The organism is Bradyrhizobium sp. 45 (genome assembly GCF_023073155.1).
Lineage (GTDB): Bacteria > Pseudomonadota > Alphaproteobacteria > Rhizobiales > Xanthobacteraceae > Bradyrhizobium > Bradyrhizobium canariense_D.
This window is the reverse complement of sequence record NZ_JADPIX010000122.1, coordinates 473,839-495,121: the sequence shown is the minus strand read 5'-3', so window position 1 is coordinate 495,121 and position 21,283 is coordinate 473,839. Positions and strand designations below refer to the sequence as shown.

Here is a 21,283-nt window from a genome sequence, read left to right as displayed (position 1 = left end):
ACCCGGACAACAAGATGAGGGCGCACTGCAATGCCACAGAAGGTCATTAAACGGTTGACCGTAAATGGCGTCTAGTCTCGATGATCTGACATGGTTGCGCGGGAACATCGACGTGTCCGACTTCGACAGGAAGGACTCCATCGCTCCGGCAAGCCGGCGCACTGGGCGTGATCCGATCAGCGCGGTGAAGACGCCGGAAAGCCTGACCGCGGCCGTGGATAGCTGGGCCGAAACCCATCACCTGTAGCGCTCGGAAGCCATCGGTAAGCTGGTCGAGCTCGGCCTGAAGGTCGCGCCCCCGGCACTCCCGCCAGGGCACCCGCTCGCTTCGGATGCCACCAGGATCGAAGAGCTTGCGGTGCGTGAACTCGAGGGACTGCTCGATCCTGCGCTGTCTGAAGACGAACGCGAGCGCCGGATCCGCCGCCTGACCGAGGGCCCGCCGGAGTTCTCACACGAACGGATTGACCTGCCGAAGCATCGGACCTGAATGTCTAGTGCAGCTTCTCGCCCACGCGCTTGCGTAGCGCGGAGGCGGGAACGTCATGGCAGCCGACAAGACGCACGAATTTCTGCGGATACATTTCGTAACCGTGGTCACCGGAATTTTGGTGAGACATCGGCTCGCAGTGAACGGGCTCGCAGTGAACGTCGCTTTGCTCTGCGCAAGATGGCTTTACCGACGCCTTGTCCGGGCTCGAAGCGGTCATGGACTGCTCCCTATCGATTAGGGCAGATCGATTGACGTAACCCAATCGATTGCGCGGGATCTTACGACCAAATCCGGACGATGTCATTGCGCCGGATCAATGCAATTGTGGCGATGAGTTCCACCTACGCCGTGTTGCCCGCGTCGACCGTAAACACGGTACCCGTCACATTGCGACCGCCCTCTCCCAGCAAATACTCCACCATCCGCGCGACGTCGTCGGTCTCCGGCAGGCGGCGCAGCGCGCTGCGGCCGGCGATGCGCTTGCGGCTGTCGTCAGACAGGTTGTGCGTCAGCTCGGTGTCGATGAAACCGGGCGCGATCGCGTTCACGGTGATGCCGAGCTTGCCGACCTCGCGCGCGAGCGAACGGGTGAAGCCGGTGGCGGCGGCCTTGGTCGCACCGTAAACCGAGAGGCCATTATAGCCGGTCGTCGCGATAATCGAGGAGATGTTGATGATGCGGCCGGCGCCGTCGGCCATCATCTGGCGCGCGACATATTTGGTGAGAATGATCGGCGACAGCACGTTGAGCTGCACCAGCGCCTCGATCTCGGAATTGTGCATGGTCGCGAGCAAGCCTTCGGTGCCGAGGCCGGCATTGTTGACGAGGCCGTAGATCGGGCCGAATTCATCGCGCACGAGTTTTGCGTAGGCGGGGATCGCGTCGATCACGGCGAGGTCGCAAGCGCGAAAATGCAGGCGCCCCTCCGACCCGGCAATCGCCGCCTTGAGCTCGTCGCTCTCGCGCCGCGCCGCCGCGATCACGTTGTAGCCGCCATTAACAAGCCGCTGGCCGATCGCAAGGCCGATACCGCGGCTACCGCCGGTGACGAGAACATTATGCATCGGTGCGCGCCAGTTTGCCGGCCGGGGTGACGTCGATCGCCTCGACGAAGCGGATCACCGCCGGCACCTTGTGGGAGGCGAGCTGAGCGCGGCACTGATCCAGAATCTGGTCGCGGATCTCTTTCGCGCGCGCCGGATCGGTGCCGTCGGCGAGGATCACGTCGGCGACGACGATGCCGCCGGTGATCGGGCTCTTGCGTGACTTCGCCCGCGACATCCGCACATCGAGATGACGGTTGATCACCGCCTCGATCTCTTCGGGGTGAACCTTCAGCCCACCGATATTGATGATGCCGCCGCGGCGGCCAACGAAATAGTAGCGGTCGCCGCGCAATTCGACGATATCGCCGCTATCGACATACCCGTCTGCATCGGTGAGCGCAGCCGCGTCGCGGCCGATATAGGCGTGCGCCGTGCGCGTCGAACGGATACGTAGCGAGCCGTCGACGACCTTCATTTCGACGCCGTTGCGGTTGCCGAGGTAGTCCGCCGGAAAGCCTTCCAGCCCGTCATTGACGGCAAAGCCGACGCCGGCCTCGGTTGACGCATAGGCATGGCCGACGGAGGAATTCGGGAACGCCGCTTTCAGGCCGTCCAGCACCGCCTGGTCGGCGATCTCGCCGGAGAGGCGGACATAGCGCGGCGCGAACTGCGCGGCCGAGCCGCTCATCAACAGCTTGCGCCAGTGCGAGGGCGTGCCGGAGATGTGGGAGACGCCCCGCGCGTTCAGCCGCGTGACGTGATCGGCGAGCGCCTCATGCGGATCGGACAGCACCATCGAGCCGCCCGAGAGGACGGCGCGGAGGAATATCTGCAGGCCGCCATAGCGGCGGATGTCGTAGAACGTCGCCCATACCGGCGCGGGTCCGCGCGCCGGGCCTTCGGCGACGATGGCGCCGGTGAGTGCTTCCAGCGTATGGCCGACGATTTTCGGCACGCCCGACGTGCCCGAGGTGAGCATCAGCCATTCCGTGGCGCGTTCGGTCCTGGCCGGCGCTGTGGCTTGAAGCGGCAGTTGTGCGGTGACGACCAGCGGCACGCCAGTCTCGGCCCAGCGATCGGGCTCGTCGGTGACAACGGCATCGATCCCGGCATTCGCCATCAGCGCGTCGAGATGCGCCGGGTTGAGATCCGGCGGGCACAGCAGCATGCGGCGGGCAATACCGTCGAGCTCGATCATGGCAAGACCCGATCGGAGCTGGTCGGACAATTTCAGCAGCACCGCGCGGCCGGACAGCTCGCCCAGGCGGCCACCCAGGACCGTCTGCGACAGGATATCCGTCAACGACACGACATCGTGCGCGTCCGACAGCGTGCGGCCGGTCAGCTCCGCGCCGAGATGGTCGCGGAGCGCAAAGATCTCACGCGGGGACATTTTCGTAGGCCCGCACGAAATCGCCCACGGTGGCGGGGAACGCTGCGTCCTCGGAAATGGTGAAAGGGTCGACGCCGGTCTCGTCCTCGAGGCGCGCCACCAGGATGGCGAAGGCGAGCGAGTCGAAGCCCGTCTCGTGCAGGGACAGCTCGTCCGAGAGTGCGGGAAGCGCGACGTGCTGCTCTTTGGCGATCTGCTGGATCGCTTCAATGACCTTAGACCGTACCGACATGGCTGGCTCGCTTCTGTTGTCGTTCGTGTTGCGGCGGTTCTTGATGACCGCCTCCCTTGCCCGTTTGTTTACCCGACAGAAGTAAATGGCTTCTTGGACAATTCGGATAAAATTGGACCTATCTGGCAGATTTTCGCGCGGCTAGAGCCGGATCGTACCCTGGTTGATTTGCGCATACGTCTCCGCGTCCAGCGCGACATAGGCGCCGGTCTTCGGGTCCAGCATGAACAGCGGATCGGAGACCGCGCCGGGATCAAATCCCTCGCGCGCGAGCTCGCCCTTCTTCTGCTTGAACGTCTCGGTCGCATCGAGCTCGCGCGAGATGCGTATGAAGACGGGATGAGCATAGGCGGGCAGGCGCTGTGCGAGATGGGCGGGCAGTGCCTCGACGGCGAAGCCTTCGTTCACCACGATCGCACTCATGCCGGCGCGGCCGTCGGTGCCGGGAATGCCGACGCCGTAGGTGGTGGCGTCGATCACGCCAGTGAAACCCCGCATGGCGTCGTTGACCTCCGAAGTCGCGACGTTCTCGCCCTTCCAGCGAAAGGTGTCGCCGATGCGGTCGACGAAGTGGAAGAAGCCCTTCTCGTCGAGCCGCATCAGGTCGCCGGTGCGGAACCAGGAATCGCCCTTGGCAAAGACATCGCGCAGGATCTTCTTCTCGGTCTCGCTCGCCTCGGTGTAGCCCTCGAAGCGGCCGCCGCCCTCATCCGCCGTGCCGATGCGGCCTATGGCTTCGCCGGCCTCGCCGCGCGCGCAGGGGATACAAAACCCCTCCGCATTGCGCAGCGGGGCGCCGTTATCGGGCTCGAGCTTGACGAGACCGGCAGGGAAACGATGCGCAAGCAACGGCGGAACGCGGCCGATCGCGCCGGGCTGGCCCTCGACGTTGAACAGCGAGAAATTGCCTTCCGTCGCCGCGTAGAATTCGAGGATGCGCGGAATGGCGAAACGCGCCTGAAAATCGTCCCAGATGTCACCGCGTAGGCCGTTGCCGCAGACGAGCCGCAGGCGATGCCGGTTCTCGTATTCCGACGGCGGCGCCTTGAGCAGATAGCGGCAGAGCTCGCCGATATACTGGAACAGCGTACAGTCGTGGCGCACGATGTCGGGCCAGAAATTCGAGGCTGAGAATTTATCTGCGATCACAACCGAGCCCCCGGCAGCGAGCATGCTGCATGGTGCCACGATGCCGCCAACCGAGTGGAACAGCGGCAGGCAATCGTAGAGCCGGTCCTGCGGCGTCGCGCCGGTGAGGCCGGCGAACCAAAAGCCCCAATTGAGGATGCGGCGGTGGCTGATGCTTGCGGCTTTCGGCAGGCCGGTCGTCCCGGACGTGTAGATCAGCAGGGCCCGGTCGTCGATGGTGACGTCACCACGCTCGTCCGGCGAAAGCGGCCGGTCATCGAGGGCGTCGAGCGCGACATCGATCGGACGCTCGCTGCGGGCATCGCCGTGGGTCCAGACCTTTGCTTCCGTCTTCAAGTGCGGCAACGCGCCGGACAGCTCCGCTGCAAGCTCATGCGCAACAATGATGTGAGCGGGCTTTGCGACTCCGACGCAATGCGCGAGCGAGTGCCCGACGAGCTTGGTGTTGATCAGCGCGACCACGCCGCCGACGCGGCTGATGCCGAGCCAGGCCGCGACATAATCGATGCCGTTCGGCATGATCAGCGCGACAGTGCCGCCCTTGGCCACACCGGCCGAGCGCGCCCAGCGCGCATAACGATTGATGCGTTTCGAAAGTCCCTCATAGTCGAGGCTCGCGTCATCGGTGGTCAGCGCAACGCGATCTGGCTGGCGCTGCGCCCAATCGTCGACGACATCGGCGAACAGCCGGCCCGGCAACGTCTCGATCCGTGCGGTGAGCTCGATCGCCTTCAGCCAGATTTTCGAAGCCGAAGGTGCGCGCGCGGCTTTCGGTTGCTCGATGACGCCGGTTGTCATGCCGTTCATTCTTTACGTGTCTGCGGGTTTCCGGCAGCTTAGCTCGCACGCCCTGCCCAGATGTTAAGAGACAAGGTAAAACCGGGTTAGTGCACGATTAACTCTAGTGATCCTTTACCAAACCGGAGGCGATCGAGGTGCGCCGCCTGGCAGTTCTTGCAATAGCAAAGCCAGTTGTCGGGGCGTGAGGCTAGGCGGCTCCGGGCAAACGGGTTAGTCTTTTTGACCCTGCATTGTCCCGGTTGCGAAAGGGAGACGACCTGTGGCTCTCGGCTCGTCTGAATTTCCCGTCCAGGCCGCGCCGTTCGAGCAGCCGCTGACCAATTTTGCCAATGGCCTGAGGCGCGGACAGGTCAAGGTGGTCGCGATCGGCTCGTCGACCACGGCGGGCGAAGGAGGCATCGCGCCCTATCCGCAACGATTGCTGGCGGACCTTCGGAGCATATTTCCGAAGCCCGGGATCGATGTCATCAACCGGGGCGTCGGCGGCGAAGAGGCTCCCAAGGAGCTTTTGCGGTTCAAGCACGACGTCTTCGACCAGAAGCCGGATCTCGTGATCTGGCAGGTCGGCACCAATGCGGTGTGGCAATCGGCCGATCAGAATCCACCGACCTTCGACGAAACCAGGAGGGCCATCGCTGACGGCGTCGATCAGCTGCTTGTGGACGGAGGGATCGACGTCATCCTAATGGATCTGCAATATGTGCCGGCGGTGCTGACGCCGGCCAAGGCCGACAAGGCGAACGCGATGGTCGCAGCGATCAGCGAGATCGCGCATGCAAAGCGGGTCAACGTCTTTCGCCGCTTCGCGCTGATGAAGGGCTGGCACGACGTTGCAAGAATTTCGTTCGACCGCATGGTCGACCCGGGCGACGACAGCAGGCTGCACGCAAGCGACTGGACCACGGACAAGATGACCTGGCAGTTGACCGACGCGATCGTCACCGCGGCCAACGAGGCGCCCCACGGCAGCTAGCCCTGCATACTCCGTCTGATTGACGGCCGAACGGGCGGTGAGCCCTAGCCGCCTCGCTGATGGCGCAAGCGCTGCGGCGGTGCGTTGAACGGATAATACGGATTGAGATCGCAGCTGGCGGAGCGGCCGGAAGCCGTAGCTCGGCACTGCGGCACTGAGGTGAAGGAGCAATCGTACCACTCCCCGCCACCGCCGTTTGCACCGGAATAGACGTGCATGCAGACGGGATAGCGCGGATCGAAGGTCTGTGCATGCGACGGCGCGGCCGTGAGCAGGGCACCGACGGTCATGATCAGGCCGAACAAGCGATGCATGAAAATTCCCCCTGAAGGCCGTTGCGGATCGCTAGTGCACGTTCTTGTGGCGCCGGCGCGGCGGCGGCGGGGGTTGGTCGAACGCATAGTAGGGATTGACGTCGCAGCTTGCCGAGCGGCCCGAGGCCGTGGCGCGGCACTGCGGCAGCGAGGTGAAGGAGCAATCGAAATAATCGCCACCGCCCCCGCCAAAACTACCGGGCGTATAGACGTGCATGCACACCGGGTAACGCGGATCGTAGGTCTGGGCGCTGGCATCTGCCGCCACGAACAGCGTGGCAATTGCGGTCAGGGTCAGGATCGGCAAACGCATGGAGAAATCCTCGAATCTGTCATGTCGGCCATGTCGGCGGCCCGGATGCCGGCCACCTCGTATGGCATAACACCATGGCAGAGGCGACCGTTCCTGCGCGCAGATGACGGCAAGGTGAGTGCGGTGCACTGCGCCCGCTACGCGCCGAGCCCTTGCAACACCAGCCGGTTCAACCTTGCCGCAAACGCCGCAGGGTCCTCCGGCAGCTCGCCGTCTAGGATCTGCGCCTGTTCGAGCAGGAGCAGGCTGAGATCGTCAACCATCTTGGAGCCGGCCTGAGCCTTCGTGATCGCCGTCACCAGCGGATGGCGCAGGTTGATCTCAAGGATCGGCTTGGTGCGCATGCCACGGTTCTGCTGAGACAGGATGCGCTCGAGCTCGCGGCTCGGGCCCTGGCTGTCGGCGACGAGGCAGGACGCGGAGCTGGTAAGACGCGTCGAGGCCTTGACGTCGCTGACGCGCTCGCCGAGCGCGGCCTTGATCACCGCGATGGTGGCGGCCTCGTCGGCGGGCGGCTCGTCCTTTTTCGCCTCGTCGGCTTCGTCGACGCGCGGGATCAGGTCGAGATTGAGATCGCCTTGGCTCAGCGACTTCAGCGGCTTGCCGTCAAACTCCGAGGGCATCGAGGTCCAGAAGGCGTCGACGGGATCGGACAGCAGCAGAACTTCGATGCCGCGCGCAGTCGCCGCCTCGAGCCGGGGGTTCGACTTCAGCCGGTCGATGCTGTCGCCGACGAGATAATAGATCTCGGTCTGGTTCGGCTTGAAACCGGCGACGACGTCCTTGAGCGAGCGCTTCTCGCCCGAGGTCGTGGTGAAACGCGACAGCGCGAGCAGCTTTTCTCGGCGTTCGAAATCCTCGTAGATGCCTTCCTTCAGCACCGCGCCGAAGGCCTCCCAGATCTTCGCGAAGTTCTCCGGATCCTTCTCCGCCAGGCTTTCGAGCTCGGACAGCACGCGGGTCGCCACGGCCTTGCGGATCTGCGCGAGCTGCGGATTGTTCTGAAGCATCTCGCGGGAAATGTTGAGCGGGAGATCCTCGCTGTCGACGACGCCGCGGATGAAGCGGAGATAGCCCGGCAGCAGATCGGCATCGTCAGTGATGAACACGCGGCGGACATAGAGCTTGACGCGCCCCTTGCGGTTCGGTTCGAACAGGTCGAACGGCTTCGTCGAGGGCGCGAACAGCAGCACGGCGTAGGAGTAACGTCCCTCCGCGCGATAATGCAGCGTCATCGCGGGATCGTCGAAGGCGGAGGCGATCTGCTGATAGGCCTTCTTGTAGTCTTCCGGCGTGAGCTCGGATTTCGAGCGCTGCCACAGCGCGCTCGCAGAATTGATCTGACGCGGTTCGCCCCCTTCAGGCACGAGCTCGATGGGGAAGAGGATGTTGTCGGAATAAGCGCCGACGATACGTTCGATCTCGTAAGCTTCGAGATATTTCTTCGCATCGTCCTTGAGATGCAGGACGATCTCGGTGCCGCGCTGCACGCGGCCCGCATCCTCCTCGCTGGCACGCGCGATCTCGAAGCCCGAGCCGCCCGAGGACGTCCAGGTCCAGACGTCGCTCTCGCCGGCGCGGCGGCTCACCACGACGATCTTGTCGGCTACCATGAAGGCGGAATAGAAGCCGACGCCGAACTGGCCGATCAGGCCGAGACCATCCTTGGCCTCCTTGAGCTTCGATACGAAGGCCTTGGTGCCCGAGCGGGCGATGGTGCCGAGGTGGTCGATCAGCTCCTGCCGCTCCATGCCAATGCCATTGTCGGCGATCGCAAGCGTTCCGGCCGTCTTGTTCGGAATGATCCGGATCTTGAGCGCGTCGCCTTCGCCCAGCAGCGCCGGATTCGCGATGGCCTCATAGCGCAGCTTGTCGCAGGCGTCAGAGGCATTGGAGACGAGCTCGCGCAGGAAGATATCGGTCTCGGAATAGACGGAATGCACCATCAGGTGCAGAAGCTCGGAAACCTCGGCCTGGAAGGGCTGCGTATGCACAGCCGTGTCTGACGTCGTCATGCGTTTACCCGGTCAATCCAAAGAGGAAGAAACCCGGGATATAACGCGAGGGGGCAGGGGATCAAGTAGACGTCAGCAATCGCCCTCCGGGCGGAGGGCGACTTGTCCGTGGCCAAAGCCGATCAAGTCACACAGCGGCCGGGTTGGAGCAGCTTTGCGACCTCGGTCAGGGAGCTGACCATCGGCTCGCAGGCGATCGTCGGCTTTTTGCGGCTCTGCTTCTGGTCCGGGAGCAACACCGGCGGCTTGGCGTTGCCGGTCTCGATCACCGCGGGGACCCGCAGCAGCACCGACGTGTCGGCCAGATCGTTCAGCCGCATCGACACGGTGCGGGTCGGAACCTCAGCCTGCTTGATGTCGGCCAGCCGGTCCGCTTTGCTGGAGCGATTGACGTTATGGCCCGGCTTGTCAGCGACCGCCTGCCAGCGGTCGGCCGGATCATGGCCGGAGGCCAGCTGCACGGCGCCGACCTGGACGGCGCCAAGCGTCGCGGCGATCGCGACGGCGCCTAAAAATACCTTTTGAATCTGTGACATGGCTGTCGGTCCCTCGCCCCATGGCGATCGCGGGAACAACGCGAGGAGAGGACCCAGAGTTCTCAGGCGTTAAGATCACTTAACCGTGTGCGAAAAGGCAGGGTGCGAAAAGGATGGCCCCACGAAAAATTTTGCAACCCCCTGGAACGACTTTCAGGGACGGGAGTCGTATCAACAGCCGGCTATTCCCCCCTGCCCCATAAGCCGGCGACGTAGGGCGCGACTGTGGTGATGCCAGTCGCGCCTTACTTTTGTCTGGCGTTCAGTTCGCCTTCCCCGCAAGCCACTCCCGCCCCTCCGCATAGAGCTTCTCAACCTCGGGCCCGGTGAGGCCTGGCATGTCGCGCTTGACCTTGTAGCCGATCAGCTCCTGCATGTAGGCGAGGTGGCGGTAGCCTTCGGGCAGCGCGGCAAGGGCTTTCTGGTCGAGCTGAAGCGTCGCGGAGGGATCAAGCGGGTCGATCCGGTCCTTCTCGTAGATCGGCTGGCGGCGGACGATGCCCCATTTTCCCTGCCGCTTCTCCAGGAAATCGTAGAAGCGCCCGGTGCAGACGACGTCGCAGGGCACGTCGTGCACCGGTGCGCGCTGCGAGATGGTCATCTTGGTCTGCGCGATGGCGCGCGCCCCCTCGAGATCGATGCTGCAGCCACCGAGGAAATGCAGGATGCGCACGCCCTTGGCGAACCCCTCCTGGCTGACCCGCATGAAATCCCGCGCCGGCCCCTGAAACCAGGTGGCGGACATCCAGCCTTCCTCGTGCCAGACGGTGGCAAAACGCTCCCAATCGCCGGCATCGCGCCACACCGCCCAGTTCTCGACGAGGTCGCGGATGGCGAGGCGATCGAGGAGTTGCTGGTCCATGAACACGTCTCCGATGGCACCGCGGCTGCAACGGCCGCTGCGCGAGGTATGAGCGGCGAATTCGATGGCCGTCAAGCGTGACAACCGGATCAACAAAAATCCGGCGCACCTTGCGGCACGCCGGATCGGATTTCGTCAAAATGCCGGGCGCTGGCGCCTTCGTTACGCCGCCGGTACCTTCGGCGCGCGGTTGCGGGAGTTGCGCTGGAAGAACAGCGCCTGGCTCGCCACCGCCGACACCATCGCCGGCTGGAACGGTTTCGAGATCAGGAAGGCCGGCTCCGGTCGCTCGCCGGTGAGGAAGCGCTCGGGGTATGCGGTGATGAACACCACCGGCACTTCGAAGGTGCGGAGCAGCTCGTTGACGGCGTCGAGGCCCGACGAGCCGTCGGCGAGCTGGATGTCGGCGAGGATCAGGCCCGGTCGCTTGTTCTTTGCCAGCGCGACCGCATCGGCGTGGGTGCGGGCGACGCCGACGACATTGTGGCCGAGGTTCTTCACCAGGCTCTCGAGATCCATGGCGATGAAGGTCTCATCCTCGATGATCAGCACGTCAGTGGCGATCTCGGCTGCCATCTCACGCCCTGCGGCATCCGCAAGCCGGCGCGTCTCACCGACGTCGGTGCCGAGAATGTAGCCGACCTCTTCTTCCGAAAATCCCTCGAGCGAGAGCAGCAGGAAGGCTTGCCGCGGCAAGGGCGTGATGTTGGACAGCCGCCGCTCCGGCGGCATCGGCAGGTTCGTCACCTCGGAATCGTCGTTGACGGAAACGGAATTCCAGATTTGGGTGAACAGCCGGAACAGGCCGGCGCGCGGCCCGTGGCTCTCGTCGAGCACCGACGGATCTCCCAGCATGGCTTCCAACATGGCTGCGACATAGGCGTCACCGGAGGACTGGCTGCCCGTCAGGGCGCGTGCGTACCGGCGCAACAACGGCAAGTGTTCAGCAACGAGCTGTGAACGGGACATCCCCACTCCATATCATCTTCGGGCCGACCTTGACGTGCAGGCGTTAGGCGGGGGGCCCGGGTTCCCCTGCTGGGCTGATTACGCCTCAGACCAAGAAAAGTTCCGCATGGGGGCGGAACTTTTTCTCGCAGCTCGCATTGAGCCTATCCAGGGAACGGCTCCCGGTTGAGAGAACTTCTCGATTTTACAGCTACTTAACTCGGGGAAACGTGGAACAGGTCATGAAAGATCTCAAGTCTCAAGCCAGCAAAAGCACGACCCCCGGCAAGGGAGGGCTCACTCCGGAGATCCAGTCCCGGATCGGGCACCAGCTGCGCGCCATGTACGACGACGTGGTGCGGCAGGGGGTTCCGGACCGGTTCGCGGAACTGATCAAGAAACTTGATGCGCCGGGAGCGACCCCCCAAGTGGAAAATGGTGGCGGCTCTAACGACAACAATGGGAGGGATTGATGCCTCTCACGGATTCCCTGCGTAACGACATCCTGGCGGCCGTGCCCAGTCTGCGCGCGTTTGCCATCTCGCTCAGCGGCAATGCGGACCGCGCCGACGATTTGGTCCAGGAGACGCTGTTGCGGGCGCTCGCCAACATCGACTCGTTCCAGCCCGGCTCCAATCTGCCGGCATGGCTGTTCACGATCCTGCGCAACCTGTTCCGCTCCGACTATCGCAAGCGGCGGCGGGAAGTCGAGGATGCCGAAGGCAATTATGCTAAGACGCTGAAGACGCAGCCCTCGCAGAACGCCCATCTTGAGTTCGAGGAATTCCGCACGGCGCTCGACAAGCTTCCGCAGGACCAGCGTGAAGCGCTGATCCTCGTCGGCGCCTCCGGCTTCTCCTATGAGGACGCGGCTTCGATCTGCGGCTGCGCAGTCGGCACGATCAAGAGCCGCGTCAACCGTGCGCGCTCCAAGCTCGCGGCGCTGCTCTATGTCGACGGCGCCGAGGATTTCGGGCCCGACGAGACCATTCGCGCCGTGATCGGCGGCAGCGGCGGCTGACGGCCGGCGTCAATCGAACTGAGACCGCGATGAAGGCGGCCGCATCCGCGGCCGTCTTTTCGCGCGAACGGGATCACGTCCAATACGAAGCGTGCATCGCCTCGATCACTCGTCCACGAAGGTCACGGTCTCGGCCAGGCTCGCACGCGACGTCCGGTAGCTGTTGACCTTGTGGGCATTGTCGGCATAGCCGAACGAGATACCGCAAACGATGCGGCGATCATCAGGCAAATTGAAATGGCGGCGGATCAGGCCGGAGTGGCGCGCGAGCGCCGCCTGCGGAATTGTGCCGAGCCCGAGCGCCTGCGCGACCAGCATGAAGTTCGAGACATAGGCGCCGCAATCGATCGCACCGTAGATGCCGAGCGGCTCGTCGGTATGGATGATGGCCACATGCGGCGCGCCGAAGAAATTGTAGTTCTCCAGCGCCTGCTTGGCATAGGCCATCTTGTCTCCGCGCGCGATGCCGAGCGTGTTGTAGAGCTGAAAACCGCTCTCGCGGCGGCGTTCGAGATAAGCGCCGAGATATTCGCGCGGCGGCGTGAAATCATAGTCGTCCCCGAGCCCGCCCGAAGCCTCCTTGTAGATCAGCTTGCGGAAACGCTCCTTGGCCTCGCCGCTGGCGATGACGACCTGCCAGGGCTGGCTGTTGCACCAGGACGCCGTGCGCTGGGCGGTGGTCAGCACGTGCTCGATCGTCGCGCGATCGACTTCCTTGGCCAGGAAGGCGCGCACCGAGTAGCGCTCGTTGAGCAGCTCTTCGAGCACGCCGATGCGGTTGTTATGATTGACTGCAGCGTCCATTGCTTAAGCTCGCTTTCGTGCCCCGGACGCGACGCAGCACGAAGTGATGCGGCGCTGAGGCGGGGCCCATTGTGGCCTGTCTATTATGGCTCTTGGGTCCCGGCTCGCGCTTCGCGCGTCCGGGACACGAGATGTCAACGCCCCTTGGTCGGAATCTTGTTGTACGGCACGTCCTTGTCCACGCGGATGTCGCCCGGCAATCCCAGCACGCGCTCGGCGATGATGTTGCGCAAGATCTCGTCGGTGCCGCCCGCGATGCGCATCGAAGGCGAGGACAGCAGCATCTGCTGGAACTGGCCCTGCACGGTCTCCTCGTCCGTGCCGGTGAGAACGCCGGCCGCGCCCTGGAGGTCCATGGCATAGGTTGCGATGTCCTGTAGCATCATGCCGGAGACGAGCTTGCCGATCGAATTTTCCGGTCCCGGCCGCTCGCCCTTGGACAGCGCCGAGATCGCGCGGTAGCTGGTGTATTTCAGCCCGCTCGACTTCACCGCCCAGCTCGCGAGTTTTGAGCGCACGGCGGGATCGTCGATGGCGGGGCTATCCTCCAGCATCAGGTTGGAGCAGAACTCGAACATCTCCGGGACGCCGGTCGCAAGCCGCGAGCCGATCGACATGCGCTCGTTCATCAGCGTGGTCAGCGACACGCTCCAGCCCTCGCCGATGGCGCCAAGACGCTGGCTGTCGGGAATGACGACGTCGGTGAAATAGACCTCGTTGAACTCCTGCATGCCGTTGGCCTGCTTGATCGGGCGCACCTCGACGCCGGGGCTCTTCATGTCCAGGAAGAACATGGTGAGACCTTTGTGCTTGGGCACATTGGGATCGGTGCGCGCGATCAAAAGTCCGTAGTCGGAATAGTGCGCACCCGAGGTCCAGATCTTCTGGCCGTTGACGATCCAATTGTCGCCCTTCTTCTCCGCGCGCGTGCGCAAGCCCGCGACGTCAGAGCCCGCTGATGGCTCGGAGAACAGCTGGCACCAGATCTCCTCGCCCGCGGCCAGCTTCGGCAAATGGCGCCGCTTGGCCTCCTCGCTGCCAAAAGCCATCACGGTTGGCCCGCACATGCCCTCGCCGATCTGGAACGGCTGCGTCAGCTTGCCATAGACGCCTTCCTCCTGCTGCCAGATCACGCGCTCGATCGGCGTCGCACCGCGGCCGCCATATTCCTTGGGCCAATGCAGGCAGGCCCAATTGCCTTCGGCCTTCTTCTTCTGCCAGGCCTTGCCGACATCGACGATGTCGTGGTTGGCCAGCCGGATGCGGCCGAGCGAGGATTTTGACAGCTCAGCCAAAAACTCCTTCGGCGCGTTGGCCTCAACCCATTTGCGCGCGGTCTCGCGGAAGGCGGCTTCCTGCGGGGTGTCGTCGAAATTCATGGCGGACCTCTTCGTTCTTGCTCTGTCTTAGTCCCTCATGGTGAGTGGCGCGCAGCGCCGTCTCGACCCACGAGGCCCCCGTTGGGCCTGCATCCTTCGAGACGCCGCGCTCCGCGGCTCCTCAGGATGAGGATCATCAGCCTCTTCCCTTCGTCAGGATCCTGTTGAACGGCACGTCCTTGTCGACACGGATGTCGCCGGGCAGGCCCAGCACCCGCTCGGCGATGATGTTGCGCATGATCTCGTCAGTGCCGCCTTCGACACGGGTTCCCGGCGCGCGCAGCAGCATCGCCTGGAAGCGGCCGGCGAGTTCGGAATCTTCGGCACCGCTGATCACACCGGCAGCGCCTTGCAGATCCAGCGCATAGGTCGCGACATCCTGGATCATGGAGCCCGCGACCAGCTTGCCAATGGAGTTCTCCGGTCCCGGACGCTCGCCCTTCGACAGCGCCGAGATCGCGCGCATGCTGGTGTATTTCAGTCCGCTCGCTTTCGCCGCCCAGCTCGCCAGCTTCGCGCGCACCGCGCGGTCCTCGATTGCCGGGCCATCGTCCAGCATCAGGCTGGAGCAATATTCGAACAGCTCGGGGAAGCCGGTCGAGACGGCCGCGCCGATCGCGCTGCGCTCGTTCATCAGCGTGGTCAGCGAGACGTTCCAGCCGTCACCGACCTCGCCGAGGCGCTGGTGATCGGGAATGCGGACGTTGGTGAAATAGACTTCGTTGAAGTCGGAAGCGCCGCTCGCCTGCTTGATCGGCCGCACCTCGACGCCAGGGCTCTTCATGTCCAGGAAGAACATGGTAAGGCCCTTGTGCTTGGGCACGGTCGGATCGGTGCGGGTGAGCAGAATGCCGTAATCGGAATAGTGCGCGCCCGACGTCCAGATCTTCTGGCCGTTGATCACCCAGTCATCGCCATCCTTCTCGGCGCGCGTGCGTAGGCCCGCAACGTCGGAGCCGCCGGCGGGCTCGGAGAACAGCTGGCACCAGACCTTTTCGCCGGAGGCGAGTGGCGGCAAATAGGCGCGCTTATGCTCCTCGCGCGCGAACGCCATCATGGTCGGCCCGCACATGCCGTGGCCGATGATGAACATGCGGGATAGCTGGCCGAACGGCCCTTCTTCCTGCTGCCAGATCACACGTTCGATCGGCGACGAACCGCGGCCACCATACTCCTTCGGCCAATGCAGGCAGGCCCAGCCGGCATCTGCCTTCTTCTTCTGCCAGGCCTTTGCCACTTCCAGAATGTTGGCGTTCTTCAATTGCGTGCGGCCGAGCGAGGACTTGCGAAGCTCCTCCTCGTACTGCTTGGGCGCATTTGCCGCGATCCAGGCGCGAGCCGTGGCGCGAAATTCGGCTTCTTGCAGAGTGTCGTCGAAGTTCATGACGTTGCCTTTCGCCTACGCCGCGTTCTTCTTGCGCATGCGGTCGATCAACTGGTCTTCCCAATAGGACAGGCTGCCGAGCCCGAGCGCCATCGCGTTGGCGCGGCGGTAGTACATGTGGCAGTCGAACTCCCAGGTGAAACCCATGCCGCCGTGAACCTGGATGTTGTTCTTGGCGCAGTGCTGGAACGCCTGCGTCGCGCTGATGCGGGCCGCGGCGGCGGCTTCCGGCAGCTCCGCGGCGTTGGTCGAGAGCGCCCAGGCGCCGTAATAGCTGTTGGAACGCGCCAGCGTTGCCGACACGTACATGTCCGCCAGCATGTGCTTGACGGCCTGGAACGAGCCGATCTGTCGCCCGAAGGCGATGCGGTCGAGCGCGTAGTCGCGGCCCATCTCCAGCGCGCGGTCGGAGCCGCCCACCTGCTCGAATGCGCAGAGCACCGCAGCGCGATCGAGCACTTGAGTCAAGATGCTCCAGCCTTCGCCGGCCGCGCCCAGGGGCTCGGCCTTGCAATCCCTGAAAGTGATCTCCGCCTGCCCGCGGGTCGGATCGAGATTGGTCAGGCTTTTCACCTCGACTCCGCCGGCCCTGAGATCGACAATGAACAAGGAGATGTCGCCGTCGCGTCCGCTCGATCCCGTGCGTGCCGCCACCACCGCGAAGTCGGCGATCGTACCATCGGCGACCGGCTTCTTGACCCCGTTGAGCACGCCATTCGCAGCCGTGAGCTTGACGTTCTTCGGTGACGGATTGCCCTTGCCCTCGAACAGCGCCAGCGTGCCGATCGCCTCGCCCGAGGCAATGGCCGGCAACCATTTTTTCTTCTGCGCGTCACTGCCCGCGATCAGCAGCGCTTCGGCAGCCAGGTAAACAGTCGAGGAGAACGGCACCGGTGCGTTCGCCCGGCCCATCTCTTCGGCGATCACGCAAAGTTCGAGATGACCGGCGCCGGCGCCACCAAAATCCTCGGGAATGGCGACGCCGAGAAAACCCATCTCGGCGAGGCCTTTCCACAGCTCCTTGTCGTACGGCACCTTGCCGTCGAGGACTGCGCGCACTGCCTTGGGTGGGCACTTCTCGGTGAGGAATTTGCGCGCCTGATCGCGGAGCTGCTTCTGGTCGTCGGAGAAATCGAAATTCATGGCGCGTATCCGTGTTGCTGATGTCGATTACTTGAGAATGATGACGTCCTGGTCAGGCTTGTCAGCATAGAGCCGCCCCACCAGCGCGGCACGACGTTCCAGGCCGGCGCGCTGGTTGATGTAGCCCTTGTCGGTGAGCTCGTTGCCGTCGATCGAAGGCGGTTCCGCCATCAGCATGGCGCGCGCGATGATGCGGCTGCTGGCGCCTTCGCACTCCCGGTTGTGAGCTTCCAGCCCGCGCCTGAAGCAAGCGATCACCTCGGGATGCGTCACTGCATCCTCGAAGCTGAGATCAGGCTTGCCGACGAGTTGACGGCAGGCATGCAGGTTCGGCCAGGCCAGCAAGCCGATGAAGGCGCGATCCTGCCCCGCGACCAGGGCATCATGCACGACGGGCGTCGCGGCGGCGATCGCATCGGTGCGCAGCGAGCCGACATGGACGAAGGTGCCGGTGGTCAGCTTGAAATCTTCGACCACCCGGCCGGCAAAGATGATGCCCTTCACCGGATCGGTGTCGTCGACGAAGATTCCGGCGTCGCCGATGCAATAAAAACCTTCCTCGTCGAACATCTTCTTCGTCAGGTCAGGCTGGCCGAAATAGCCCGGCGTGACGTTGACGCCGCGCAGACGCAGCTCGTATTTCGAGCCGAACGGCACCATCTTCAACTCGACGCCGGGGAACGGCAGGCCGATCAGGCCGACGCGCTCGGTGTCCCAATAGGTACCGGTCGATGTCGGCGCGGTCTCGGTCGAGCCCCAGCCGGTGTAGAACACGATGCGCTCGCCGGTGGTCTTCACGGCGAGAGCCTGCATGCGGTCGTAGAGGTCATCAGGCAGCCGCGCGCCGCCATAGGCCATGATCGAGAGATTCTTGAAGAAGGAGCGGCACAGCGCCTCGTCCTTCTCCATGGCGGCGGCGAGCGCGGCATAGCCGGCGGGGACGTTGGCGTAATAGGTCGGCGAGATCTCGCGCAGATTCCGGAGAGTCTCCTCGAACTGCCCCGGCATCGGACGGCCGTCATCGATATAGAGCGTGCCGCCATCGACCAGGATCGGGTGGAACGCCGCATTGCCGCCCATGGTGTGGTTCCAGGGCATCCAGTCCAGCATGGTCGAGATCGGACCGCCGGGATCGCGTGGCCGCACCTGCATCATCATGGCCGCATTGGCGCACATCATCGCTTGCGTGTTGATGACGGCCTTGGGCATGCCGGTCGAGCCTGACGTGAACAGCAGTTTGCCGACGGTCTCAGGCGTGATCTTCGCGATCGACGCTTCGACATCGGCAGTCACAGCTGTCGCCGCGAGCTCGGCAAAACTGACGCTCTCGATGCCATCGCAGGGCCGCAAGACGTGAACGATGGTGACGCCGGTGAGATCGAGCGCTTTCAGCGCCTTCTCGAAGGTCGGGCCGTCCTGCACCATCACCACGCCGGGCTTGATCAGGTCGAACAGGTATTTCAGCTTGACGTGATCATGGCTCATCAAGGAGTAGGCCGGCGAGACCGGCGCGGCCGGCACGCGCGCCTGCATCGCGGCCTGCGTCATCAGCGCGTGCTCGATCGAATTGCCGGAGAGGATTGTGACCGGGCGGCCGTCGAGCGCAAGGTTAAGCAGGCCTTGCGTCAGCGCATCCACGATGCGCTTGGCTTCGCCATAGGACAATTTGCGCCATTCGCGGTTCGGGCCACCGCGCTGGGCAAGCCAGATCCGCTCTGGCGCTTCCTTCGCCCATTTTGCCAGCGAAGCCGGAATATGCTTCTCGTAGGTCTGCAGCGGGATGCGCGACTTCAGCACCACCGTGCCGTCGTCGCGGCGCTCGACGTCGATGTCGCGCCCAAGCCACTTGACCTTGCGAAAGGCGGGTTTCGTCATCACCGCCGCCGCGCTTCCACTCATAGTGCGTCTCCCGGAATTTCTCGTCCTTTACGGATCTTCATTGTCAGCGCCTGATATAGACAGGCTTTCGCTTCTCAAGGAAGGCCCTGATGCCTTCCGAAAATTCCTCGGAGCGGCTGCACAGGACCTGGTTGCGATCCTCCATCGCGATTACGGCTTCCAGCGATCCGGCATCGACGCTCATGTTGAGACATTCTTTGGACAGGCGTAGGCCCACGGGCGAGGCCGTGATCATCGCGTCGACATAGGGTTCGGCGGCCTCATCGAGCTTGTCCTCGTCGACGACCTCGGAGACCAGCCCGACCGCGAGCGCCCGCTCGGCGCCGATGAAGCGTCCCGTGAGGATCAGCTCCGATGCCACGGTGACACCGACAAGGCGTGGAAGAAAATAACTGGTGCCAATGTCGCAGCCGCCAAGGCCGAGCTTGATGAAGGCGCAGTTCATCCGCGCCGATCTCGTCGCAATGCGGATGTCGGAGGCGAGCGCCAGCGCAAAGCCGCCGCCGGCCGCCGCGCCCTGTACCAGCGCGAGGATCGGCTGCGGACAGCGCCGCATCAGCATCACGATGTCGGCGATGCGCCGCTGCGAATCCAGCGACTCGGTGACATCAGGCGGCTCCTGCTGGCCGGCACGGCGCGCCATCGCCGCCTTGAGGTCGAGGCCCGCACAGAAATTCTTGCCGGCGCCCTTCAACACCACGACGCGCGTGTCGCGGTTGCGCTGAAGGCCTTGGAAGTAGACGTTGAGCGCGTCGATCAACGCAGGATCGAGCGCGTTGAGGTGTTCAGGACGATTGAGCGTCACGGTGTCGACGCCGTCATTGTGCTCGATCAGCAGCGGTTGGGACATGCGCGCGACTTCCTTCATCCGCAACGATGGTGCCGATTACTGCGCCCTCTCCCTTGTGGGAGAGGGCATGTACGTCACGCGCCGCGCATTCGCTCGGGTGAGGGGTCTGCCTCCACAGGTGAGATCGTGGAGAGAACCCCTCATCCGGCGCGCTCAGGAGCGCGCCACCTTCTCCCACAAGGGGAGAAGGAAAAAGAGCTCTACCGCGGCGCCATGCGGATCGCGCCGTCGAGGCGAATGGTTTCGCCATTGAGCATTGGGTTCTCGACGATGTGCACGGCCAGCGACCCGTATTCATTGGCGTCGCCGAGACGCGCAGGATGCGGCACCTGGGCACCGAGGCTCTTGCGGGCCTCTTCGTTCAAGCCCATCAGCAGCGGCGTCAGGAATAGCCCGGGGGCGATGGTGTTGACGCGGATCTTCTGGCTCGCGAGGTCGCGCGCGGCCGGCAGCGTGAGACCGACGACGCCGCCCTTCGACGCTGCATAGGCGATCTGGCCGATCTGGCCTTCGTAAGCCGCGACCGAAGCAGTGTTGACGATGACGCCGCGCTCTTCACCGACCGGCTCGATCGTGACCAAGCGCTCGGCGAACAGACGCAGGCAGTTGAACGTGCCGATCAAATTGACGTTGATGATGCGCGCGAACTTTTCCAGCGGGTAGACTCCATCGCGGCCGACGATGCGCTGCGAGCCGCCGATGCCGGCGCAGTTCATCAGCACGCGCGCGACGCCGTGCGCGGCTTCCGCATTGGCGATCGCCGCCTTGATCTGCTCCTCGCTGGTGACGTCGGCATGAAGCGCGATGCCCTTCACTTCGGCGGCGACCTTCTCGGCGTTTTCCTTGCTCTGGTCGATCACGCCGATCTTGGCGCCCTTGGCGGCCATGGCGCGGGCGGTCGCGGCACCAAGGCCCGACCCGCCGCCGGTGATGAGAACGGCTACGTCTTTCAACTGCATCGCTTGTACCTTTCCTCGAACCTTTTCCTTGGGCGTTTCTTCTCTAGACTTCTGCGTTCTGGCCGGATCATCCGGCCGCGGCGGCTTCCTCGATATTCGTGAGAATGCCGCCGCAGATCAGCGTTTCCATGTGCTTGATATATTGCCGGCAGACGTCGTCGGTGACCGGGCCGACGCCGGTCGCGCGTGACATCGCGTGCCGGCCGAAGAACAAATGATCGCAGGCGCCGATCAGGCTGGTGTAGAACAGCACGGGATCGGTGGCGCGGAATTCGCCCTGACTGACACCTTCGGCGAGCAGGCGGCGATGGAAATCCAGCAGCGGTGCGACGAAGAATTTCGAGACTTCGTCCGCGGAGCCCGCGACGCTCTCGTGCAGCAGATAGTGAATCAACCGGTTCATGTAGGGAAACCGGTGATAGGCGCGGATGATGCCGCCGATGTGCAGCTTCAGCTTCGCGGTCGGCGTGATCGGCTGCGCCAGCAGATATTCCAGGTTGGACAGTTCCGTTCCTGCGTCGCGCTCGAGCAGCGCCAGCAGCAGGCCGTCCTTGTTGCCGAAGTGATATTTGACCAGCGCGGCGTTGGCGCCGGACTTCTGGGCGATGTCGCTCAGGGAAATCTCGATCGAGGAGCGTTCGATCATCAGCTCGCTCGCGGCCACGAGCAATTTCTCTGCCGTGGAATTCTTTCCGCTGGGGAGCCTGTTCGGTACGCTGGTAGTCACGGAGATCCCTGATTTTGGCGGAAGAGCGGCCGCAGATAAGCC

22 protein-coding genes and 1 pseudogene are annotated in these 21,283 nt (G+C 63.9%); 4 read left to right on the top strand and 19 right to left on the bottom strand.

All coding sequences use genetic code 11. The features are described from left to right. The first annotated feature begins 64 nt into the window (after positions 1 to 64). Positions 65 to 490 (top strand): annotated as a pseudogene (locus tag IVB42_RS22675) (hypothetical protein). Between the two features lie 4 nt (positions 491 to 494). On the opposite strand, the gene IVB42_RS22670 reads toward IVB42_RS22675, so the two are convergent. The 5 genes from IVB42_RS22670 to IVB42_RS22650 all read right to left on the bottom strand — a co-directional run bounded on the left by IVB42_RS22670 (position 495) and on the right by IVB42_RS22650 (position 5,120). Further along, complete coding sequence (locus IVB42_RS22670) at positions 495 to 710, bottom strand: hypothetical protein (protein WP_026232507.1); 216 nt, start codon at positions 708 to 710, stop codon at positions 495 to 497. A gap of 124 nt (positions 711 to 834) precedes the next feature. Further along, the gene (locus IVB42_RS22665; protein WP_247299310.1) at positions 835 to 1,557 is read right to left on the bottom strand and encodes an SDR family NAD(P)-dependent oxidoreductase; all 723 of its coding nucleotides are present in this window, start codon (positions 1,555 to 1,557) and stop codon (positions 835 to 837) included. Further along, positions 1,550 to 2,932 (bottom strand): fatty acid--CoA ligase family protein, encoded by a 1,383-nt coding sequence (locus tag IVB42_RS22660; protein ID WP_247471260.1) that lies wholly within the window; start codon positions 2,930 to 2,932, stop codon positions 1,550 to 1,552. The genes IVB42_RS22665 and IVB42_RS22660 overlap by 8 nt, the downstream gene beginning before the upstream one ends. Continuing rightward, the gene (locus IVB42_RS22655; RefSeq protein WP_018453301.1) at positions 2,919 to 3,164 is read right to left on the bottom strand and encodes an acyl carrier protein; all 246 of its coding nucleotides are present in this window, start codon (positions 3,162 to 3,164) and stop codon (positions 2,919 to 2,921) included. The genes IVB42_RS22660 and IVB42_RS22655 overlap by 14 nt, the downstream gene beginning before the upstream one ends. A gap of 141 nt (positions 3,165 to 3,305) precedes the next feature. Beyond that, positions 3,306 to 5,120: a long-chain-acyl-CoA synthetase gene (locus tag IVB42_RS22650; protein WP_018453300.1), complete on the bottom strand. Its 1,815-nt coding sequence runs from the start codon at positions 5,118 to 5,120 to the stop codon at positions 3,306 to 3,308. Positions 5,121 to 5,373: 253 nt separating this feature from the next. On the opposite strand from IVB42_RS22650, the gene IVB42_RS22645 reads away from it, so the two are divergent. After that, positions 5,374 to 6,087, top strand: a complete 714-nt coding sequence (locus IVB42_RS22645) for an SGNH/GDSL hydrolase family protein (RefSeq protein ID WP_018453299.1) — start codon at positions 5,374 to 5,376, stop codon at positions 6,085 to 6,087. Positions 6,088 to 6,131: 44 nt separating this feature from the next. Here the strand turns inward: IVB42_RS22645 and IVB42_RS22640 are convergent, their stop codons facing one another. The 6 genes from IVB42_RS22640 to IVB42_RS22615 form a co-directional block, all read right to left on the bottom strand. After that, positions 6,132 to 6,401, bottom strand: coding sequence for a DUF3551 domain-containing protein (locus IVB42_RS22640; protein ID WP_007597230.1), 270 nt, complete (start codon positions 6,399 to 6,401; stop codon positions 6,132 to 6,134). A 31-nt stretch (positions 6,402 to 6,432) separates the two neighbouring features. After that, positions 6,433 to 6,714, bottom strand: a complete 282-nt coding sequence (locus IVB42_RS22635) for a DUF3551 domain-containing protein (protein ID WP_018453298.1) — start codon at positions 6,712 to 6,714, stop codon at positions 6,433 to 6,435. 137 nt (positions 6,715 to 6,851) lie between these two features. Further along, entirely contained in the window at positions 6,852 to 8,729 is a 1,878-nt protein-coding gene (gene htpG, locus IVB42_RS22630; protein WP_247299309.1) for a molecular chaperone HtpG, read from the bottom strand. A gap of 122 nt (positions 8,730 to 8,851) precedes the next feature. Then, positions 8,852 to 9,265 carry a hypothetical protein gene (locus IVB42_RS22625; RefSeq protein WP_018453296.1) on the bottom strand — a complete coding sequence of 138 codons (414 nt, stop codon included), beginning with the start codon at positions 9,263 to 9,265 and terminating at the stop codon, positions 8,852 to 8,854. Positions 9,266 to 9,527: 262 nt separating this feature from the next. Further along, positions 9,528 to 10,127 (bottom strand): nuclear transport factor 2 family protein, encoded by a 600-nt coding sequence (locus IVB42_RS22620; protein ID WP_247395378.1) that lies wholly within the window; start codon positions 10,125 to 10,127, stop codon positions 9,528 to 9,530. A 162-nt stretch (positions 10,128 to 10,289) separates the two neighbouring features. Then, positions 10,290 to 11,096: a response regulator gene (locus IVB42_RS22615; protein ID WP_007597237.1), complete on the bottom strand. Its 807-nt coding sequence runs from the start codon at positions 11,094 to 11,096 to the stop codon at positions 10,290 to 10,292. 221 nt (positions 11,097 to 11,317) lie between these two features. On the opposite strand from IVB42_RS22615, the gene IVB42_RS22610 reads away from it, so the two are divergent. After that, entirely contained in the window at positions 11,318 to 11,548 is a 231-nt protein-coding gene (locus IVB42_RS22610) for a NepR family anti-sigma factor (RefSeq protein WP_026232505.1), read from the top strand. Next, positions 11,548 to 12,096 (top strand): sigma-70 family RNA polymerase sigma factor, encoded by a 549-nt coding sequence (locus tag IVB42_RS22605; RefSeq protein WP_007597240.1) that lies wholly within the window; start codon positions 11,548 to 11,550, stop codon positions 12,094 to 12,096. Before IVB42_RS22610 ends, IVB42_RS22605 begins: the two co-directional genes overlap by 1 nt. Before the next feature lie 105 nt (positions 12,097 to 12,201). Here the strand turns inward: IVB42_RS22605 and IVB42_RS22600 are convergent, their stop codons facing one another. From IVB42_RS22600 to IVB42_RS22565, 8 genes are all read right to left on the bottom strand, one after another. Further along, positions 12,202 to 12,900 (bottom strand): nitroreductase, encoded by a 699-nt coding sequence (locus tag IVB42_RS22600; protein WP_018453292.1) that lies wholly within the window; start codon positions 12,898 to 12,900, stop codon positions 12,202 to 12,204. 134 nt (positions 12,901 to 13,034) lie between these two features. Continuing rightward, positions 13,035 to 14,279 (bottom strand): acyl-CoA dehydrogenase, encoded by a 1,245-nt coding sequence (locus IVB42_RS22595; RefSeq protein ID WP_247395379.1) that lies wholly within the window; start codon positions 14,277 to 14,279, stop codon positions 13,035 to 13,037. Between the two features lie 136 nt (positions 14,280 to 14,415). Further along, on the bottom strand, positions 14,416 to 15,663 hold the full coding sequence (locus tag IVB42_RS22590) for an acyl-CoA dehydrogenase (RefSeq protein ID WP_018453290.1): 1,248 nt from the start codon (positions 15,661 to 15,663) through the stop codon (positions 14,416 to 14,418). Positions 15,664 to 15,678: 15 nt separating this feature from the next. Further along, the gene (locus IVB42_RS22585; RefSeq protein ID WP_018453289.1) at positions 15,679 to 16,806 is read right to left on the bottom strand and encodes an acyl-CoA dehydrogenase family protein; all 1,128 of its coding nucleotides are present in this window, start codon (positions 16,804 to 16,806) and stop codon (positions 15,679 to 15,681) included. Between the two features lie 27 nt (positions 16,807 to 16,833). Then, a complete protein-coding gene (locus IVB42_RS22580) occupies positions 16,834 to 18,705 on the bottom strand; it encodes an AMP-binding protein (RefSeq protein WP_018453288.1) in 1,872 nt (623 codons plus the stop codon). 43 nt (positions 18,706 to 18,748) lie between these two features. Then, positions 18,749 to 19,555 carry an enoyl-CoA hydratase/isomerase family protein gene (locus IVB42_RS22575; RefSeq protein ID WP_026232504.1) on the bottom strand — a complete coding sequence of 269 codons (807 nt, stop codon included), beginning with the start codon at positions 19,553 to 19,555 and terminating at the stop codon, positions 18,749 to 18,751. Between the two features lie 200 nt (positions 19,556 to 19,755). After that, complete coding sequence (locus tag IVB42_RS22570; RefSeq protein ID WP_018453286.1) at positions 19,756 to 20,514, bottom strand: SDR family NAD(P)-dependent oxidoreductase; 759 nt, start codon at positions 20,512 to 20,514, stop codon at positions 19,756 to 19,758. A 67-nt stretch (positions 20,515 to 20,581) separates the two neighbouring features. Continuing rightward, a complete protein-coding gene (locus tag IVB42_RS22565) occupies positions 20,582 to 21,184 on the bottom strand; it encodes a TetR family transcriptional regulator (protein ID WP_018453285.1) in 603 nt (200 codons plus the stop codon). Positions 21,185 to 21,283 lie beyond the last annotated feature (99 nt).

What these genes read in the sequence shown, in the direction of transcription:
- IVB42_RS22570 (WP_018453286.1), bottom strand. Translation starts at nt 20,514, where the DNA reads ATGCAGTTGAAAGACGTAGCCGTTCTCATCACCGGCGGCGGGTCGGGC.
- IVB42_RS22615 (WP_007597237.1), bottom strand. Translation starts at nt 11,096, where the DNA reads ATGTCCCGTTCACAGCTCGTTGCTGAACACTTGCCGTTGTTGCGCCGG.
- IVB42_RS22595 (WP_247395379.1), bottom strand. Translation starts at nt 14,279, where the DNA reads ATGAATTTCGACGACACCCCGCAGGAAGCCGCCTTCCGCGAGACCGCG.
- IVB42_RS22660 (WP_247471260.1), bottom strand. Translation starts at nt 2,932, where the DNA reads ATGTCCCCGCGTGAGATCTTTGCGCTCCGCGACCATCTCGGCGCGGAG.
- IVB42_RS22640 (WP_007597230.1), bottom strand. Translation starts at nt 6,401, where the DNA reads ATGCATCGCTTGTTCGGCCTGATCATGACCGTCGGTGCCCTGCTCACG.
- IVB42_RS22625 (WP_018453296.1), bottom strand. Translation starts at nt 9,265, where the DNA reads ATGTCACAGATTCAAAAGGTATTTTTAGGCGCCGTCGCGATCGCCGCG.
- IVB42_RS22580 (WP_018453288.1), bottom strand. Translation starts at nt 18,705, where the DNA reads ATGAGTGGAAGCGCGGCGGCGGTGATGACGAAACCCGCCTTTCGCAAG.
- IVB42_RS22585 (WP_018453289.1), bottom strand. Translation starts at nt 16,806, where the DNA reads ATGAATTTCGATTTCTCCGACGACCAGAAGCAGCTCCGCGATCAGGCG.
- IVB42_RS22590 (WP_018453290.1), bottom strand. Translation starts at nt 15,663, where the DNA reads ATGAACTTCGACGACACTCTGCAAGAAGCCGAATTTCGCGCCACGGCT.
- IVB42_RS22655 (WP_018453301.1), bottom strand. Translation starts at nt 3,164, where the DNA reads ATGTCGGTACGGTCTAAGGTCATTGAAGCGATCCAGCAGATCGCCAAA.
- IVB42_RS22610 (WP_026232505.1), top strand. Translation starts at nt 11,318, where the DNA reads ATGAAAGATCTCAAGTCTCAAGCCAGCAAAAGCACGACCCCCGGCAAG.
- IVB42_RS22620 (WP_247395378.1), bottom strand. Translation starts at nt 10,127, where the DNA reads ATGGACCAGCAACTCCTCGATCGCCTCGCCATCCGCGACCTCGTCGAG.
- htpG (WP_247299309.1), bottom strand. Translation starts at nt 8,729, where the DNA reads ATGACGACGTCAGACACGGCTGTGCATACGCAGCCCTTCCAGGCCGAG.
- IVB42_RS22665 (WP_247299310.1), bottom strand. Translation starts at nt 1,557, where the DNA reads ATGCATAATGTTCTCGTCACCGGCGGTAGCCGCGGTATCGGCCTTGCG.
- IVB42_RS22575 (WP_026232504.1), bottom strand. Translation starts at nt 19,555, where the DNA reads ATGTCCCAACCGCTGCTGATCGAGCACAATGACGGCGTCGACACCGTG.
- IVB42_RS22600 (WP_018453292.1), bottom strand. Translation starts at nt 12,900, where the DNA reads ATGGACGCTGCAGTCAATCATAACAACCGCATCGGCGTGCTCGAAGAG.
- IVB42_RS22635 (WP_018453298.1), bottom strand. Translation starts at nt 6,714, where the DNA reads ATGCGTTTGCCGATCCTGACCCTGACCGCAATTGCCACGCTGTTCGTG.
- IVB42_RS22605 (WP_007597240.1), top strand. Translation starts at nt 11,548, where the DNA reads ATGCCTCTCACGGATTCCCTGCGTAACGACATCCTGGCGGCCGTGCCC.
- IVB42_RS22650 (WP_018453300.1), bottom strand. Translation starts at nt 5,120, where the DNA reads ATGAACGGCATGACAACCGGCGTCATCGAGCAACCGAAAGCCGCGCGC.
- IVB42_RS22670 (WP_026232507.1), bottom strand. Translation starts at nt 710, where the DNA reads ATGACCGCTTCGAGCCCGGACAAGGCGTCGGTAAAGCCATCTTGCGCA.